The 16736-nt window shown below is 38.8% G+C and carries 16 protein-coding genes and 2 tRNA genes; 5 read left to right on the forward strand and 13 right to left on the reverse strand.

Features of this window, described 5'->3' with window-relative positions:
• Positions 1-99: 99 nt before the first annotated feature.
• The 5 genes from Q4533_RS04615 to thrS form a co-directional block, all read right to left on the reverse strand.
• Complete coding sequence (locus Q4533_RS04615; RefSeq protein ID WP_102435421.1) at positions 100-669, reverse strand: GNAT family N-acetyltransferase; 570 nt, start codon at positions 667-669, stop codon at positions 100-102.
• Between the two features lie 99 nt (positions 670-768).
• On the reverse strand, positions 769-1128 hold the full coding sequence (gene rplT, locus Q4533_RS04620; RefSeq protein ID WP_076540889.1) for a 50S ribosomal protein L20: 360 nt from the start codon (positions 1126-1128) through the stop codon (positions 769-771).
• Positions 1129-1146: 18 nt separating this feature from the next.
• Positions 1147-1341, reverse strand: coding sequence for a 50S ribosomal protein L35 (gene rpmI / locus Q4533_RS04625; protein ID WP_055023949.1), 195 nt, complete (start codon positions 1339-1341; stop codon positions 1147-1149).
• An 89-nt stretch (positions 1342-1430) separates the two neighbouring features.
• A complete protein-coding gene (gene infC / locus Q4533_RS04630) occupies positions 1431-1973 on the reverse strand; it encodes a translation initiation factor IF-3 (protein ID WP_076540890.1) in 543 nt (180 codons plus the stop codon).
• A gap of 3 nt (positions 1974-1976) precedes the next feature.
• Positions 1977-3905, reverse strand: coding sequence for a threonine--tRNA ligase (gene thrS / locus Q4533_RS04635; protein WP_102435423.1), 1929 nt, complete (start codon positions 3903-3905; stop codon positions 1977-1979).
• Between the two features lie 386 nt (positions 3906-4291).
• Here thrS and Q4533_RS04640 point away from each other — a divergent pair, with 386 nt between their 5' ends.
• Positions 4292-4492 (forward strand): CPXCG motif-containing cysteine-rich protein, encoded by a 201-nt coding sequence (locus tag Q4533_RS04640; protein ID WP_102435425.1) that lies wholly within the window; start codon positions 4292-4294, stop codon positions 4490-4492.
• 66 nt (positions 4493-4558) lie between these two features.
• On the opposite strand, the gene Q4533_RS04645 is transcribed toward Q4533_RS04640, so the two are convergent.
• Positions 4559-5176 (reverse strand): riboflavin synthase subunit alpha, encoded by a 618-nt coding sequence (locus Q4533_RS04645; RefSeq protein WP_102519543.1) that lies wholly within the window; start codon positions 5174-5176, stop codon positions 4559-4561.
• 29 nt (positions 5177-5205) lie between these two features.
• Here Q4533_RS04645 and Q4533_RS04650 point away from each other — a divergent pair, with 29 nt between their 5' ends.
• The 3 genes from Q4533_RS04650 (at position 5206) to Q4533_RS04660 (ending at position 6959) form a co-directional block, all read left to right on the forward strand.
• Positions 5206-6576 carry an MATE family efflux transporter gene (locus Q4533_RS04650; RefSeq protein ID WP_102435429.1) on the forward strand — a complete coding sequence of 457 codons (1371 nt, stop codon included), beginning with the start codon at positions 5206-5208 and terminating at the stop codon, positions 6574-6576.
• Positions 6577-6779: 203 nt separating this feature from the next.
• Positions 6780-6856: transfer RNA gene (locus tag Q4533_RS04655), tRNA-Val, on the forward strand.
• A gap of 26 nt (positions 6857-6882) precedes the next feature.
• Positions 6883-6959: transfer RNA gene (locus tag Q4533_RS04660), tRNA-Val, on the forward strand.
• 152 nt (positions 6960-7111) lie between these two features.
• Here the strand turns inward: Q4533_RS04660 and Q4533_RS04665 are convergent.
• Positions 7112-8278 (reverse strand): endo-1,4-beta-xylanase, encoded by a 1167-nt coding sequence (locus Q4533_RS04665; protein ID WP_303502096.1) that lies wholly within the window; start codon positions 8276-8278, stop codon positions 7112-7114.
• A gap of 561 nt (positions 8279-8839) precedes the next feature.
• Positions 8840-10042: an endo-1,4-beta-xylanase gene (locus tag Q4533_RS04670; protein ID WP_303502098.1), complete on the reverse strand. Its 1203-nt coding sequence runs from the start codon at positions 10040-10042 to the stop codon at positions 8840-8842.
• A gap of 185 nt (positions 10043-10227) precedes the next feature.
• Between Q4533_RS04670 and Q4533_RS04675 the strand changes: the two genes are divergently transcribed.
• Positions 10228-11238 (forward strand): SMP-30/gluconolactonase/LRE family protein, encoded by a 1011-nt coding sequence (locus Q4533_RS04675; RefSeq protein WP_303502099.1) that lies wholly within the window; start codon positions 10228-10230, stop codon positions 11236-11238.
• Here Q4533_RS04675 and Q4533_RS04680 read toward each other — a convergent pair.
• The 5 genes from Q4533_RS04680 to Q4533_RS04700 all read right to left on the reverse strand — a co-directional run bounded on the left by Q4533_RS04680 (position 11235) and on the right by Q4533_RS04700 (position 16734).
• Complete coding sequence (locus Q4533_RS04680; protein WP_303502101.1) at positions 11235-12041, reverse strand: ThuA domain-containing protein; 807 nt, start codon at positions 12039-12041, stop codon at positions 11235-11237. The two genes, Q4533_RS04675 and Q4533_RS04680, sit on opposite strands and share 4 nt — an antisense overlap.
• Positions 12042-12054: 13 nt before the next feature.
• Complete coding sequence (locus Q4533_RS04685) at positions 12055-12738, reverse strand: DUF6445 family protein (protein WP_303502103.1); 684 nt, start codon at positions 12736-12738, stop codon at positions 12055-12057.
• A 6-nt stretch (positions 12739-12744) separates the two neighbouring features.
• Positions 12745-14232, reverse strand: coding sequence for a tryptophan halogenase family protein (locus tag Q4533_RS04690; protein WP_303502105.1), 1488 nt, complete (start codon positions 14230-14232; stop codon positions 12745-12747).
• A gap of 109 nt (positions 14233-14341) precedes the next feature.
• Entirely contained in the window at positions 14342-15070 is a 729-nt protein-coding gene (locus Q4533_RS04695; RefSeq protein WP_102435441.1) for a SapC family protein, read from the reverse strand.
• Between the two features lie 32 nt (positions 15071-15102).
• Positions 15103-16734: a tryptophan halogenase family protein gene (locus tag Q4533_RS04700; protein ID WP_303502107.1), complete on the reverse strand. Its 1632-nt coding sequence runs from the start codon at positions 16732-16734 to the stop codon at positions 15103-15105.
• Between the last annotated feature and the right edge of the window lie 2 nt (positions 16735-16736).

A 16736-nucleotide genomic window follows, 5' to 3' on the forward strand; every position in this document is an offset into this window, starting at 1 on the left:
TGTTTGTATTTTATCGATGTGAATAACACAGGTGAAGGCTGTTGTTTATACAGTTGACCAGTTTTTGTTTAACACTATTACTGCACATTACTCATTTTTTTAATGGTTAACTTTCAAACTGTATATTACAACTTCAGTTTTGCCATTAACATCTGAATGAAACTGCTGACAGATAAATTCCATTCCTATTTTCTTCATAATTTTAATTGAACCTAAATTATCCTTATCCGCTATTGCTGTAAAACGTTCAATAATTGGTTGTTCCTCTACCAATAATTTAATCACTGCTTTGGCGCTTTCTGTCGCATAACCTTTCCCCCAAGCTGATTGTTTGAATCGCCAACCAATTTCAAGATTATTAAATTCAGGGGTCTCACTGAAAAAGCCCATGGGCCTAATCAATATCCAACCAACAAAGTTATCACGACGATCAACAGTATCTAGTTCTCGCTTTTCAAACACCTTCCAAAAGCCCCACCCTTTGGATGGCGTTAAATAACTTGCCAAACGTGGTATAGAAATATGTTCTATATCAGATTTTGAGGTAGGTTTTCCGCCGTTTATATATTTCATCACATCGGGATTTTGGTCTAGAGCGTAAAGTAAATCGGCATCATCAAGCGTCATAATAGCAATTGATAATCTGTCTGTTGCTAACTGGGTTTTCATAACACCTACTTCCAATAAGTCAAACACAATGGCAAGATTCTAAATTTTAGATATAAAAAAAGGAACCCTAAGGTTCCTTTTTTAAAGAATAATAACTAATTACTTAGCTAAAGCTTCTTTTGCTTTTTCAACTAAAATTGTGAAAACAACTTTGTCGAATACAGCGATGTCAGCCAAAATTTTACGATCGATTTCGATCGAAGCTTTTTTAAGACCGTTAATGAAACGGCTATAAGAAAGACCATTTTGACGAGATGCCGCATTGATACGTGCAATCCAAAGTTGACGGAATTGACGTTTCTTTTGACGACGGTCACGGTAAGCATATTGACCAGCTTTAGTTACTGCTTGAACAGCAACACGGAAAGTACGAGAGCGAGCTCCGTAATAACCTTTGGCTAATTTAAGTACTTTCTTGTGACGAGCACGAGCGGTTACACCACGCTTAACTCTAGGCATTGTTCATATCTCCTTTAATTAAGCGTATGGTAGTTGACGTGCAATTGCTGGCACATCAGACTTAGCTACTAAACATTTAGCACGTAAGTGACGTTTACGCTTAGTGCTCTTCTTTGTCAAAATATGACGTAAGTGTGCCTGTTTGCGCTTGAAACCATTAGCGGTTTTTCTGAAGCGTTTTTGGACACCCTTATCTGTTTTCATTTTAGGCATTGCTAAAACTCCGCATTGGGACATTAATAAAACGTAAGGCGAGCAAAACCCTCAAAAAAGATTTTGCTACTTTTTAATTGGTTGCCCTACTATTTCTTTTTAGGTGCTAGGACCATAACTGCTTGTCGACCTTCCATTTTCGGGAAAGATTCAACAACAGCATATGTTTCCAAATCTGCTTTGATACGGTTCAAAAGATCCATACCTAAGCTTTGGTGTGCCATTTCGCGACCACGGAAACGCAGCGTAATTTTCGCTTTGTCCCCATCTTCTAGAAAACGAATCAGGTTGCGTAGTTTTACCTGATAGTCGTTTTCATCAGTGCCAGGACGGAATTTAATTTCCTTCAGCTGGACCTGTTTCTGCTTCTTCTTTTGTTCTTTTTGAGCTTTCGCTTTATCAAAAAGGAACTTACCGTAGTCCATAATGCGACAGACCGGAGGCTCAGCGTTAGGACTAATTTCAACCAGGTCTACACCTGCTTCATCAGCTAATTCTTGAGCCTGTGAAATACTTACGATTCCAACAGATTCGCCTTCGATATCCGATAGACGAACTTCTGGTACGCCAGTGATTTCTTCGTTAATACGATTAGGGGCTGGCTGTCGCCCTGCTGCTCTCTTGATCTTTATGACCTATTCCTCCAACAAAATTAGACTACGGCTCGAAATTTGTTTTTGTATCTTGGCAATAAAATCATTGATTTTAATCTTGCCTAAATCGATACCGTCACGTGTTCGTACCGCAACTTCCTTATTTTCTATCTCTTGATCACCAACGACCAATAAATAAGGTACACGCTTTAACGTATGTTCACGTATTTTAAAGCCTATTTTCTCATTCCTCAAGTCTTTAGATGCTCGAATGCCACTTTCTTTGAAAGTTTTAACAATTTCATCTACATAATCAGACTGTTTATCAGTAATGTTCATAACAATTACTTGCACTGGTGCAAGCCATGTCGGGAATTTACCTGCATACTCTTCAATTAGAATACCGAGGAAGCGCTCAAGTGAGCCTAAAATAGCTCTGTGAATCATAACCGGTGTTTGACGAGTGTTATCTTCAGCAACATAGGTAGCACCTAAACGTGAAGGTAACGCATAATCAAGTTGCACTGTACCACATTGCCACGCACGATCTAAGCAATCATGCAAAGTAAATTCGATTTTTGGGCCATAGAACGCACCTTCACCAGGTAAAATATCAAATTCGATATCATTAGCCTTAAGTGCTTTCTTTAATGCTTCTTCAGCACGATCCCACATATCGTCATCACCAATACGTTTTTCTGGACGAGTTGATAATTTAACGACGATATTTTCAAATCCAAACGTACCGTATGTGTCATACACCATTTGAATACATTCACTGACTTGTTCTTGAACTTGGTCATCGGTACAGAATACGTGTGCGTCATCTTGAGTAAAGCCACGAACGCGCATTAGGCCATGTAAAGAACCTGATGGTTCGTTACGATGACAACAACCAAACTCAGCCATTTTTAATGGCAAATCACGGTAAGACTTCAACCCTTGGTTAAAGATCTGTACGTGTCCCGGACAGTTCATAGGCTTAATCGCATATTCACGGTTTTCACTGTTCGTTGTGAACATCGCATCAGCGTATTTGTCCCAATGGCCAGAGCGTTCCCACAAGTTACGATCCATCATTAATGGACCTTTAACTTCTTGGTAAGTGTATTGCCCTAGTTTTTGACGAATAAACTTCTCAAGCTCTAAATATAAGCTCCAACCATCATTGTGCCAAAACACCATTCCTGGCGCTTCTTCTTGCATATGATAAAGGTCTAACTGTTTACCAATTTTACGGTGGTCACGTTTAGCCGCTTCTTCAAGACGGTTTAAATGTACTTTAAGAGCTTTTTTGTCTGCCCAAGCAGTACCGTAAACACGTTGTAGCATTTTATTGTCAGAGTTACCGCGCCAGTATGCACCAGCAACACTCATTAACTTAAAGTTTTGACAGAACTTCATGTTAGGTACATGAGGTCCACGACACATATCAATATATTCTTCGTGATGGTAAAGCGCTGGGGTTGCATCTTTGCTGATATTTTCATCTAAGATTGCAATTTTGTATTCTTCACCACGAGCTTCGAACGTATCACGGGCTTCTTGCCAAGAAACCACTTTCTTAACAACGCTATAATTTGTTTTAGCTAATGCTTGCATACGTTTTTCTAACGCATCGATATCTTCTTGAGTAAGCTTGTGATCTAAATCGATATCGTAGTAAAAGCCATTATCAATAACTGGACCGATTGCCATTTTAGTTTCAGGCCACATTTGCTTAATAGCATGACCTAATAAGTGCGCACAAGAATGGCGAAGGATTTCAACACCCTCTTCATTTTTAGCCGTAATGATTGAAAGTTCTGAATCTGTGGTAATTAAATCACAAGCATCAACGAGTTCACCGTTCACACGACCAGCAATACACGCTTTAGCTAAACCAGGACCGATGTCGGCAGCGACATCTAAAGTAGAAACAGAATCGGCAAACTCACGTTTGCTGCCATCAGGCAAAGTAATAATAGGCATTTCATTTCCTTATCCAGTGGTGACCCACACGTAGGGCCACTTGGTAATTAATATATAAAAGAAATGCCACCGAACATCAGACATTACAGGAGTCTGAGTCATAAGTGGCATGAATACGCATTGTATGTGAAAAGGCCTTTTGCAAGCAAGCTAACTCAGTCGCAAAATTGAATAAAACACCATCACAACAGCTTTTTACACTTCTTGGATGACTCGATTAACTTTTAATAGCCAATGCAGCTGCTACCTCAACTGACAACTTTGGCATTACGCGAGTTTTACTAATGTTTACTATACTTAATTCCAAGCTCAATCCTGCTTGCTGCTAAACGGTTAAAGGTTTTTTAGTTTTGCAAATGCTTTAATGTTAAATACTGGGGGAAGTTATGAATTTAGTCAGCCGAGTAATAAGTTGTCCACATTGCGGCCATAATCAACATGTTCATATTGATACTAGTTGTGGAGATCAAGAGTATTATGATGATTGTCGAGTGTGCTGCAATCCAATCCATATGCGATTGCAAGTAAACGATTCAAATAGAACCATTCAATTATTTATAGATTCTGATGATGAACAGTTCTATTAACAGTTGAACATGTAAAAACCTGCTTTAATTGGCTTAGAATGTGTCATCAATCTAAGCCTTTGTAGGCTATTTTAGCAATGATTTTTTAGCTAAAATTCTTTCTACTGTATCGACTATAACTTGAGTTTGACTATCGATTTCGATATTGATTTTGTCACCCAGTTTGCAGTCACTCAAATTAGTTAATTTGAGCGTTTCTGGGATCAAATGTAACTTGAACTGGTCTTGATCAATCTCTCCTACCGTTAAACTGCATCCATTGACGCCTATAAAACCTTTATAGAAGATATAATCCATCCATTTAGCCGGTACTGTTAATGTTAAATTGTAATGCTCATCGGTATGACTTATGTGGGTAATTGTTGCCATGGTATGAACATGACCTGACAAAATGTGGCCACCTATCTCTTTTCCGAAGGTCAAAGAACGTTCAATATTGATTTTGTCACCCGGTTCAATAAAATTTAAGTTTGTTAGCTGTAAGGTCTCTTCCATTACATCAAAATAAACTCTATTATTCACCAGCTTTGTGACCGTTAAACAAACACCGTTATTTGCCACACTCGCACCAGTTTCTAAACCATGCTGTAGCTCTCCTGGAATATTAACTTCAAATGTTTTTAAACCACTCTGTGCTTTAATTGTAATAACATCACACGTCGCTTGTACGATACCAGTAAACATATTTGTGCTCTTTAGTTGAAGGTTTTTAAATGAATAACACAGGCTTTCAGGCCAAAAAATTAATCCAACTGGCAATGCCAGTATTAATTGCTCAAGTTACCCAAACAATGATGGGATTTATCGATACTGTTATGGCCGGTAGAGTCAGCGCTGTCGATATGGCTGCAGTCGCGATTGGTACCAGCTTATGGTTACCTGCTTTATTGTTTGTGCAAGGGCTACTGTTGGCATTTACACCAGTGTTTGCCCATCATCACGGCGCTAATAATCCAAAAGCAATCCAACCCTTGATGTCGCAAGCATTCTATATTGCCATAATTGGCAGTGTTGGTGTGTTGTTGTTCCTCTCATTTGCTAAAACTATTTTTACCATGATGGCTTTAGAACCTGAATTAGCCGAGTTAAGTGCAGGCTATTTACATGGTTTTATGTGGGGTGTACCTGCATTTATTTTGTACCAAATACTACGGGGCTGCTCTGAAGGCATCTCTTATACATTACCGACGATGGTTATTGGCTTTGTCGGTCTTGCGGTTAATATCCCTGCCAACTATATCTTTATCTATGGTCATTTCGGGGTCCCTGCGATGGGCGGTGCTGGTTGTGGTATTGCAACTGCATTAGTGTTCTGGGCTATGTTATTTGCCATGATGATATACATGCAACTTCACAAGAAATTTGCTGAGATAGCGCCATTTTCGACATTAAATAAGCCAAATTGGAAAACCATTTGGGAAATGATGAAGCATGGCACCCCTATTGCTATGGCTTTATTTTTTGAAGTCAGTCTATTTGCAGTTATAGCTTTATTGCTCGCCCCCCTTGGTGCTAACGTTGTTGCAGGCCATCAAATTGCCCTAAACTTCTCATCTATTGTATTTATGTTGCCATTATCAATCGGTATTGCCGTTTCGATTAGAGTGGGTTATTACCTAGGGCAAGATAAATTAGAAATATCAAAACTGGTGACAAAAATAGGGCTAATCATTGCATTCTCATTAGCAGTGGTAACGGCAATCATTACTGTATCGTTCAAAACTGAAATAGCCCTCCTTTACAATAATAACCCTGAAGTCGTTGCGCTAGCGGGTAGCTTAATGTTCCTTGCAGCTTTATACCAATTATCTGATTCTATCCAAGTTGTGGCTGCTGGCGCTCTTCGCGGTTATAAAGACACTAAGAGTGCCTTTTATATTACTTTAGTGTCTTACTGGGCCATTGGCATGACACTTGGCTATATACTTGCGCGTACAGATATCATTGTACCTGCGATGGGCGCACATGGCTTTTGGATAGGCTTAATCGCGGGCTTAACCAGTGCTGCAGTGTTATTTGCATTACGACTTATTTATATTCAAAAGAATGCTAATTTCAAAGCAGTATTGGAAGATAGAAGTTAATTTTAACTAGTCGTTATAAAATTTGAACGAGATGAGCATGCTGATAATGTTTAAAAAAAACACGCCTACGCTGCTATATGACTCAATTTGCACAGCAAATCGCCACTCGTTCATATTTTTGATTTTTTTGCTTGCATCAAAACGCGTATCCCGTAATATATCGCTCGTCCCAACGATGAAGTCTTTTATCAACGTTGAACGATACAACTGTAGCTCAGCTGGTTAGAGCACCACCTTGACATGGTGGGGGTCGGTGGTTCGAATCCACTCAGTTGTACCATTTTTTTTGAGATTGCTAAACACAATACAACCGTAGCTCAGTTGGTTAGAGCACTACCTTGACATGGTAGGGGTCGGTGGTTCGAATCCACTCGGTTGTACCAATTTCAAATCATAATAATTCATCCAGCTTATGCTGGTTTTTTTATGTTCAAAATTCCTAAGATTTACAAAATATCATCAACTACTTTTAAATATCATAAAAACCACTCAGTGATTGTTCAAAGAGTGGCTGTTTTGTAATTTATATAAAGGCTTATAAAGAATTCACAAAAGCTTTTAACTTCATATCTCTATCAATGAGTAACGGATAATCAGTTCGTCCTGCCATTGGCCAACCGTTGCGCCAAGTTTGCTTGTCACTTACCCCCCAAAACGTAATTCGACCTATGCTGTCGCTATGTTTTTTATAGAGAGCAAACAAGTTTTGATAGCGTGATGCTAATTGCTGTTCTACTTCAATGGGTAAACCTGCAGCGTACGGGTTATATTGTTGTTGCAGTGCGACATCTAATGAGACGTCGGCGCCTGCTGCTAAGTTTTCAGGAAATGGTAACACTGAAATATCAAGCTCTGTGACCATGACATCAACACCTGCTGCAGCAAACGCGACAATTGAATCTTCAACTTCGGTGAAGTCTGGGTAATCAAGAGAGTAATGGGCTTGCATACCTACACCATCAATTTGAATGCCCTTTTGTTTCAGTCGCTTGATTAACGCAATAGCACCTGCTCTTTTTTCAGGCTTAAACATATTGTAATCGTTGTAATACAGTTTGGCATTAGGCGCAGCTTGGTGTGCATAAATAAAGGCTTGTTCAATGAAGTCATCACCAATAATTTGCTGCCATTTTGATTCACGCAAACTGCCATCTTCATTAAGTGCTTCGTTGACTACATCCCAAGCAAATATTTGATCAGCATAACGCCCGGCAACAGTTTTAATATGTATTTCCATCACTTTTAATAGTTGCTCACGATTTAAAGGGTTTCCTGCATCATCTTCGAACACCCAATCAGGCGTTTGCGAGTGCCAAACGAGAGTATGACCAACCAATTGTTGATTGTTGTTCTTAGCAAAGTTTACTAATGCATCAGCAACTTCAAATTGATATTCATTGGGTAACGGGTTCACCGACTCCCATTTCATTGAATTTTCAGGCGTGAAGGTATTGAAGTGTTTAGCCGCTAACAATAGCTCAGGATCGGTAGGGTTCAATACTTGAGATTTACTGATTGCTGTACCAATTTTAAAGTTTTCAGCAAATTGATTTTTTAAAATAATATCTTGAGTCAATGTTGCTGTTGCTTCAGGTTTTGTTTGCTGAGTGACACCTTGGCCACTATTACAGCCTGATAGCGCTAAAACTACCGTGGCACAACCTGCAATTAACGATTTATTGAATTTATTAATTATTTTCATCACTTTCCATGTCCAGCTATTTGTGAGTAATCTGGCCGAATATTAATGCATTACATCGACCAAACAAGGTTAATAGTTGCCGTTTAAACGAATCTAATTAGTGACTGATAGTCGCTAATCCGAATAAATATTGGTTTTAATTACAGGCTCTCAATTAAGCCTGCAACTAATAGCCTGCTAATACCAAGGTTAGAAATGCCTAACTGATGAGTAAAGTTTTCAGTTGGTCTCCCCATTTTGTAAATCAAGTCCAAATAACTCATTATGATTATTCCTATACTGCTAGGTTATAATGAGAAACCACCAAATAGTCTTTTGGACAACAAGCTAATCTAAAATAGACTATTTAGCTGCTTATTAAAACATTTAAGTAACATAATTTTATATTTACTGACGATTTAACTTCAGCATCAAACGAATGATTACAGTCGTTATCACCATTAGCCGTTAAAGCCAGTACCAAATGGCTATAAGGTTTATCAACCACTAAGATCGGCAGTATGAAATAAATAACAACAATGTCTATCAGCGGCGCTAAGCATTCAGCTTGAAATCGAATGTCTAGTTAAACAGTGCCTTGAATGCAGGCTTAGGTTGGTGTTTTCTATCCCATAGCAGCGGATAATTGGTGCGGTTCGGAATTGGATAGTCATTTTTCCACGACATTCCATCATGTAATCCCCAAAATGTGACTCTGTCGATTTTTTCACGTTTTGCTTTGAATATATCAAATAGCTCTGTATATCGTTGTGATAATTTTGCTTCAATATCAGCGGGTAAATGATCTGAATATGGATCTAAGTAAGTTTTAAATTCTTGCTCTTGAAACTGCGGGTGCATAAACCCTTGCCCAATAACTTGACCTTCTTTGGTAAATGGCAACACATCAATATCGAGTTCAGTTATCATCACCTTCAGCCCCAATGCCGCGTATACATCAATAGCGTCTTCGATGAGATGACGTTTAGGAAAGTTGAGCCCCCAATGGGCTTGAATCCCTATTCCATCGATCTTAATGCCCTCACGTTGGAGCATTTTAATCATTTTGACAATGCCATCACGCTTGGCCGGTTTCCAGGCATTAAAATCGTTATAGTAAAGTTCTGTATTGGGTGCATACTTGGCGGCAAAGGTAAAAGCGGCTTTGGCCATTTCGTCACCATTGCCGATGACATTAGTCCACACGGTTTGACGATAGTTGCCATCATCACCGATGACTTCGTTTAGCACATCCCAAGCATCCACTTTGCCACGATACCTTCCTGCTACTAGCTTAATATGTTGCTCCATTCGATCAATTTGCTGTTCAGGGGAGTTTTGTTCACCATTGTTTTGCTTAAAAAACCAATCAGGGGTTTGGTTATGCCACACAAGCGTATGCCCTACGACGAACATATTGTTATTTTTACCAAACTCAATAAATTGGTCAGCTGCTGTAAAATTAAATTGATCAGGAAGTGGATTAACGATTTCTGCCTTCATGGCATTTTCAATGGTGATGGTATTGAACTGTTTGGTAATAATTTCTGCACTAACGGGATCAAGCCCTGAGACTATTTCATCATTTACAGCGACACCAATTTTAAAATCATTTTTAAAATGTTGCTGTAAAATATTTTTATTATTTGAGTCATTTAAGGCTGCCTTTTCTTCTGCTGAGCTATGAGCTGAAAACATTATCGGAAATATTGTGACACCTAACACTGCCACCAATTGTTTTAAACCCTGATGTTTTAAAAATAACGTTTTTAAGATTTGTCTCATTCTTACATCCTTTGTATAAAATAGTGTTAACCATCTTATTAGGATTTTTAACTAATAGTCAATTTGACCATTAAATTTATATTTGTTAACTTGGTGTTACATCGTTGCTCTAGGCCGTTAACTTTATTGCTCAACCCGATTCAAGAAATTGCATTGATGACAATACTCATAGAGACATTTTTAGAATGAATACAATAAGTAATATAGTGATAAAAAGATTTTTTACATTTGCAGCATTGGCCGCTTTTTCATCACATTCCATGGCAGTTGATAAGCTACACAGTATGGATATAAAAGATACAATTCCTGAAATAATAAAAAGTTGTCCTAAAAATATACTGCCTCTTGCAAGTGACTTATCACCCCTATTAATTACCTCTGAGCTAAAATTCTTAGAAGGGCCAACTTGGTCAGCGTTTACAGATACGTTTTATTTCTCTGAAATGGATTTTAATAGCCCTCAAACAAATGGGCCAGAAGCCACTATTTATTCTTGGAGCGAGCAAGACGGTATTGAACTGTTTATTGAAAATAGTGGTACCAACGGACTCTTGTCTGATGGTAAGCAGTTAATCAGCATGAATCATGATACGCGTTCAGTGAATAAATTTTCACTAACGACCAAAGAACGAGTTTTAATCGTTAATGATTATAACGACGCGCTGTTTAACTCTCCCAATGACCTTATAAAACATCCTTCTGGTGAGTTATTCTTTACTGATCCAGACTGGCAATTAAGTGAGCGACCGCAACAAACCCCCTTCACTGGCGTGTACAAAGTCAGTGAAGATAATGAAGTCACTTTACTATCAACAAAGTTCATTAAACCTAATGGAATTAGCTTGTCTCCTGACAATAGAATCATATATATCGGGGATTATAGTCATCAAATATTTGCACATCAACTTACCAAAAACAATGAGCTTGGGGAGTTGTTGTTCAAAATAAACATTGATACACCGGATGGAATTAATGTGGATTGCGCAGGAAACATCTATGCAGCCAGTCATAATGAAGGTAATTTATATGTTTATAACCCACAGGGCGAATTACTTCAAAGCGTTTATATCGCCCCTAAAATTACTAACTTAGCTTTTGGTGGAAAAGACTTAAAAACCATTCTAGTCACTACTGGCAATGGTTTATTTACCTTTAAATCTAATATCCCAGGTATAACACCAACTCATTCAAATTAATCTAATGTCTTAATAGTGGTGTCAATTCCTTTTCCTGTTGCAGCCCAATATATTCCGCCGTATAAATGAGCTAAGAACACGTCATTTTGATAAACAGGTTTGATGTGACCTAGTGATGTATAAAATGAGCGGCCGCCATCATAGTTCTGGTACCAAGCAATGGGATGAAAGCTTCCCATACCATTGCCCTTTTTTGTTCCCCAATCAGCGTTAGGGTTATAACTGGTTTCATCGACAGTCAAAAGATAATTCAGTCCCGTTGATTTAGCTTCACCAAACTCATACCATTCGTCAGTCCACAGCATCTTTTCAGGCATTGATTCTAGACCAGGAAATTCACTAGACACTTTAGACAGCCAAGCTGTTTGCACTACCGGGTGTATAACGAACGTATGCCCAACGAGTTGTTGATACCATTGCCAGTCGTATTCTGTATCTGATGCACTGTGAATACCGACAAACCCTTTGCCCGACTTTATATAGCGTTCCAACGCTTGTTGCTGCTCATTAGACAGAATATCACCTGTCGTCGAAAGAAATATCACTACATCAACATTGCTGAGGTACTCATCGTTAAAGTAATGACTTTCTTCATGCCAGATCAGATTGAAATAATGTTTATCTGCAAGCTTTTCAAACGCCGTGACGCCTGCTGGAATAGACTTATGATGCCAGCCAGCTGTTTTAGTAAATAATAGTACGTTGAATTGTTTAGCCGCTAAGGTTTCGAAACCTGTCGCGTGGCTGTGTTGATGGTTAAAACCAACAATGGCTATAAATACCACGAGTAAAAATTTATGCATTTGTAATATTATCCTATTTAAATTTGACGAATAAATTTGCCGTCAATCTACCGGTAATGGGATCGTCATTGATATCAAACGCCGGTTTTACCAGGCTTGAATGCAGTAGTTGCCCAGGAAAAATAATTAACCGATTCTGCTGATATGGGATCACTTTATAACATTCAAAATCTGGATGATCCTCAGTGCAGTAGCCACTATGCTGTAAAGTATTAAGTGTTGTTTGGTACTCTGCTAATCGGGCTTCATTAATAAATTCATAGCCACTACGTCTATGGCGGAAAAAAGCGGTACCGCCATGTTGATGACAAGATAAGTAATGAATACAGGCAATAAGATTAGGATGATAAGTATCAAAGTGTGGAATGGTTTGTATTAATGACAAATCAGCTTCTGCTGTGGTCAACAGTGAGTAATAGTTATCACAAGGGCTTGGCGTAAGGTGTTTAGGCAAATTAAAAATAGAATACAAGGCTTGCATCAGTGGTTTTAAGTAAGCAACCACATCAGCTTTGGACATGGCACTTCTGATCCCCGGGTATTGGGTATGTTTATCCTGTATAAACTGACAAGCAGTAATGATCTGGTCACGAACAACCTCGATGTCCGCGACATAATCATCAATAATAACAATAGGTATTTTACTGTTACCGATATATTCAATACGAGGCTTTATATCAGCATTAATACTAAACATAGCGCCTTAACTGATTGTAGACTTGCAGTAGTTATTTATAAAATCCACATGGTTAGGCAAGCTATTTACCCGTCTAGCGATGCTTTGTTTAATGGTACCTAAAAACTGCGCCAATTCGTCATCAGACATGTTATCGACAATAGGATGATATTGCTCAGGCATCAAGCCTTGGCCTAACATCACTTGTAGCCATGAAGCTTCACCAAACAACTCTTGATCTGTTTTATACACTTGGCCACTTTGTTTGAATAAATCTATTCTTTTTTGTAAGCTTTCAGGGATATCCATTTGCTTACAATAGCGCCAAAACTCACTGTCTTTTCGCTCTGTTACATGATAATGAAGCACAATAAAGTCACGAATATTCTCAATTTCAATTCGCATCTTTTGATTAAAATTGTCAACCACGCCACTTTCCATTGCGGTTGTTGGCAAGTTTTGCATTAATCGAACAATGCTTTGTTGGATCAAATGAATACTGGTTGATTCAAGTGGTTCAATAAATCCGCTGGATAAACCGATAGCGACACAATTCTTATTCCAATGCTTACGTCGAGTACCAGTCCGAAACTTGATAACTCGAGGCTCGTTGATCAGCTCCCCTTCAATATTTTCAAGCAGTAATGATTTAGCGTCATCATCAGACAGATATTGACTACAAAAGACTAAACCATTACCCATTCTATTTTTCAGCGGTATTTGCCATTGCCAACCACAAGGATGCGCAATAGAGCGGGTATAAGGTACCAGTGGTTTCGTTTGCTTCGTTTGCACCGCAATTGCGCTATCGCAAGGTAACCAATGACGCCAATCGTCATAACCGGTATGCAGTGTTTCTTCTATCAGCATGCCTTTAAAACCGGTGCAATCAATAAATAAGTCACCAGCAATCTGTTGACCATCAGCTAATGTTAACGATTCAATAAAACCATTTTGTTCATTTAAATTTACTTTTGAAATCGTTCCTTCAATGCGTTTAGCGCCATACTTTTCAGAAAACTGACGTAGAAAGCGGGCGTAAAGTCCTGCATCGGTATGAAACGCATGATTTCTATCATGATTAGCTAGCACTGCAAATTTACCTACACGACTTGCCACGTGTTCAGGGCAGTAATCGCCTATGTCACTGGCAACCCCTTGCTTAACACCTTTTAACCAAAAATGTTGAAATCCTGCAGCCCAGCAACTTTGGCCTATGTAACCAAATGAATGCATATAGTCTTGATTAACATCACGCCAGTTTTCAAAAGAAATACCTAATTTAAACGTGGCATTCGTCGCAGCCATAAATTCAGCTTCGTTGATTTTTAATAAATCATGAAAAATGTGTAAGGTCGGTATGGTTGCTTCACCGACACCTACGGTAGGAATTAAATCAGATTCAACTAAAGTGACATTAATATTCTTGCCTAATAACTTAGCAAAAGCGGCAGCAGCCATCCAACCAGCAGTACCACCGCCAGCTATAACTACGTTTGTTATTTTTTTATTCATTTCAGTAGCCTGCATGCTTGTTTAAAAGATATATAGCCATGATACGGTATCGAATTAATGATAATAAATAAACAAATTTACTGATAAAGTATTTATCATCAAAATCCCATTAATGGGTCAGTTGACTGTTTTTACGTTCAACCAGTTTTCTCATATGCGCCTGAGAAGCAATAATCATGTAAATGGCTTCAAGATACCCTGATTGATGTAATTTAATCACTTTATCAGCCGCCAAACTGGCTAGCTTATCTTCATTGATAGTATAAAAACCAATTAACTGATGCTGACTGTCATTATTTAACGTCACGTCGATAGTCACCGCTTCAAGTAAATCAAAATGAGTGAGTGCAGCAACAAATAATGCATTCGCATTGAGCCCTTGATGTAACTCCTCAAGTATATTGGCCATATTCTCCAAATATTCACTATTGCCACCAAAAGGTAAAAACAGTTCAACGCCCTGCTCATCATTGACTCTAGGTGAGTCCATATCTAAGGTAATGACTCTTTGTGGCTCAGATACCCCGTTCATTACCGAATGCTGAGTGCCAATGTAAAATGGCAATCTTTGCATTGAAAGCGGGATATAACTGGCATCCCACTTACCTTCATTTAAGAATAAGTTTTCATTATTTTTAAACCCAAACAGGGTGACTGGCGTAAACTCGCCTGTGTCAGCATTTTTTTGAAACATAATCGGGTAATGAGCCTGAACCGTTTTAAATTCAGCGACAAAAGTCGGTGAAAACCACTGGTCATCGCCATACTTAGCTGAACGTTCGGTAATAATTTTTATATTTTTATGTTCAACGTTATTTAATAATGCGTGAGTAGCCATAGATGCGTTCCTTTTGGGTTTTATTAATACCACTATGCTAATTGAGCCTTGTCATGATGATCGTCGGCGCGGTTATGAATGGGGCTTTTTTCTATAGTGAGATCTTTGATTCTGCTTGTTTGAATAATGCTTTGCTGAATACTGTTAAGTAAACTTCGATTACAAATAGCGACTTGTTTTAATTGTTGTTGCTGCTGAGCGACCTTCTGTATTTGCGCCGAGTATTGACTTAAATCGAGTTGGTCACTCAGCTCATGTTGCTTCATGCCGTAATACACGTATTGATAACTGGCAGCAGGAAAAAGCGGGTAAGCTTGGGTAATATCGTATTTACTCGGGGCTTGATGCTGCCAAAGCGCCAATAACTTCAGTAAAGAAGTTGGCGTTGTGGTGTCATCTTTATGTTTACGCCAATACTCACTGTCTTTTCTATTTGATAAAACATAGTGCAGCTTTAAAAAATCAATTATTTGTTGCCAATGGTTGAGCATTCGTTGATTAAAACGCTCTTCAATAAGAGGCAATACTTGCACATGATGCGGAAACTGCTCAGCAATAAACATCGCTGATTGTTCGACTAAGGCTAAAGCTGACGCTTCTAGCGGCTCTATAAAGCCAGCTGACATGCCGATAGCAACACAGTTGTTATGCCAAAATTTGCTTAAATGGCCAGGATTGAAGCTAAGGTGTTTAACGCTTACGCTGTCGACTTCACCACCAATGTATTGCGTTAACGCAATCTTGGCTTCTTCATCTGATATAAACTCACTGGAATACACATAGCCAACCCCACGGCGAGATTGCAATCCAATATCCCAAATCCAACCAGCAGCCTGCGCTGTGGCAAGGGTACTTGAATTAATGGGATGGTTTTTCGATGAATAAGGCACCTGAGCCGCAACGGCACGGTCGTTAAACAAGATAGATTTTTTACAAATAAACGGAATTTTATAATGCTGTTTTATCAATAAGCCCTGTTGACCACTGCAATCGATAAATAAGTCACCATTAACAAGCGGCGACGTTAAAGAATCCGTCTGTAAACAGGTAATAAAGTCTGTTGCATCCGCATTAAGTCCTATGACGTTAGCGCTGATATGTTTGATGTTAAGTGTATCAATACAATGATTTTTTAATAATAATGCAAATTTACCCGCATCAAGATGATAACCATAATTACCGATATAGTCGTAATCTGCTGTATGGGTTAATTTAGGGGCTAGATTAAGCTGGCAAAGACTTGATTGATAACAGAATAATTGAGCGAAACTGGCTGCACCATCGCAATGACAAGCAGAGTGGTTAGTGACTGCAACGTCGGTTCTCTGCTGAAAATCAGCCGCTACAGGTTGTGTGAATGGATGGTAGTAAAAACTATGACTCGTCGTTGGATTGTTCCAATGTACAAACTTCGACGCTTGCTTAAAGCTGGCATCACAATGAGTTAAAAAATCTGACTCGCGAATCCCGATATGTTTCAGGGTTTCACGCATTGAAGGCCAAGTCCCCTCACCCACACCTATCGTGGCAATATCAGCGGATTCAACTAGGGTGATATTAATCGCTAGTGACTTTTTTTTGAACTGTGCAGCAAGGATCCCTGCTGTTAACCAGCCTGCTGTACCACCGCCAACAATAACAACTTCTGTGATTTTATTATTCATAG

Origin of the sequence: Shewanella sp. 6_MG-2023 (assembly GCF_030547195.1) — a bacterium.
Lineage (GTDB): Bacteria > Pseudomonadota > Gammaproteobacteria > Enterobacterales > Shewanellaceae > Shewanella.

Coding starts and splice junctions, on each gene's coding strand:
- Q4533_RS04700 (WP_303502107.1), bottom strand. CDS start 16,734: ATGAATAATAAAATCACAGAAGTTGTTATTGTTGGCGGTGGTACAGCA.
- Q4533_RS04685 (WP_303502103.1), bottom strand. CDS start 12,738: ATGTTTAGTATTAATGCTGATATAAAGCCTCGTATTGAATATATCGGT.
- Q4533_RS04680 (WP_303502101.1), bottom strand. CDS start 12,041: ATGCATAAATTTTTACTCGTGGTATTTATAGCCATTGTTGGTTTTAAC.
- rpmI (WP_055023949.1), bottom strand. CDS start 1,341: ATGCCTAAAATGAAAACAGATAAGGGTGTCCAAAAACGCTTCAGAAAA.
- rplT (WP_076540889.1), bottom strand. CDS start 1,128: ATGCCTAGAGTTAAGCGTGGTGTAACCGCTCGTGCTCGTCACAAGAAA.
- Q4533_RS04670 (WP_303502098.1), bottom strand. CDS start 10,042: ATGAGACAAATCTTAAAAACGTTATTTTTAAAACATCAGGGTTTAAAA.
- Q4533_RS04615 (WP_102435421.1), bottom strand. CDS start 669: ATGAAAACCCAGTTAGCAACAGACAGATTATCAATTGCTATTATGACG.
- Q4533_RS04665 (WP_303502096.1), bottom strand. CDS start 8,278: ATGAAAATAATTAATAAATTCAATAAATCGTTAATTGCAGGTTGTGCC.
- thrS (WP_102435423.1), bottom strand. CDS start 3,905: ATGCCTATTATTACTTTGCCTGATGGCAGCAAACGTGAGTTTGCCGAT.
- Q4533_RS04645 (WP_102519543.1), bottom strand. CDS start 5,176: ATGTTTACTGGTATCGTACAAGCGACGTGTGATGTTATTACAATTAAA.
- Q4533_RS04640 (WP_102435425.1), top strand. CDS start 4,292: ATGAATTTAGTCAGCCGAGTAATAAGTTGTCCACATTGCGGCCATAAT.
- Q4533_RS04695 (WP_102435441.1), bottom strand. CDS start 15,070: ATGGCTACTCACGCATTATTAAATAACGTTGAACATAAAAATATAAAA.
- Q4533_RS04675 (WP_303502099.1), top strand. CDS start 10,228: ATGAATACAATAAGTAATATAGTGATAAAAAGATTTTTTACATTTGCA.
- Q4533_RS04650 (WP_102435429.1), top strand. CDS start 5,206: ATGAATAACACAGGCTTTCAGGCCAAAAAATTAATCCAACTGGCAATG.
- Q4533_RS04690 (WP_303502105.1), bottom strand. CDS start 14,232: ATGAATAAAAAAATAACAAACGTAGTTATAGCTGGCGGTGGTACTGCT.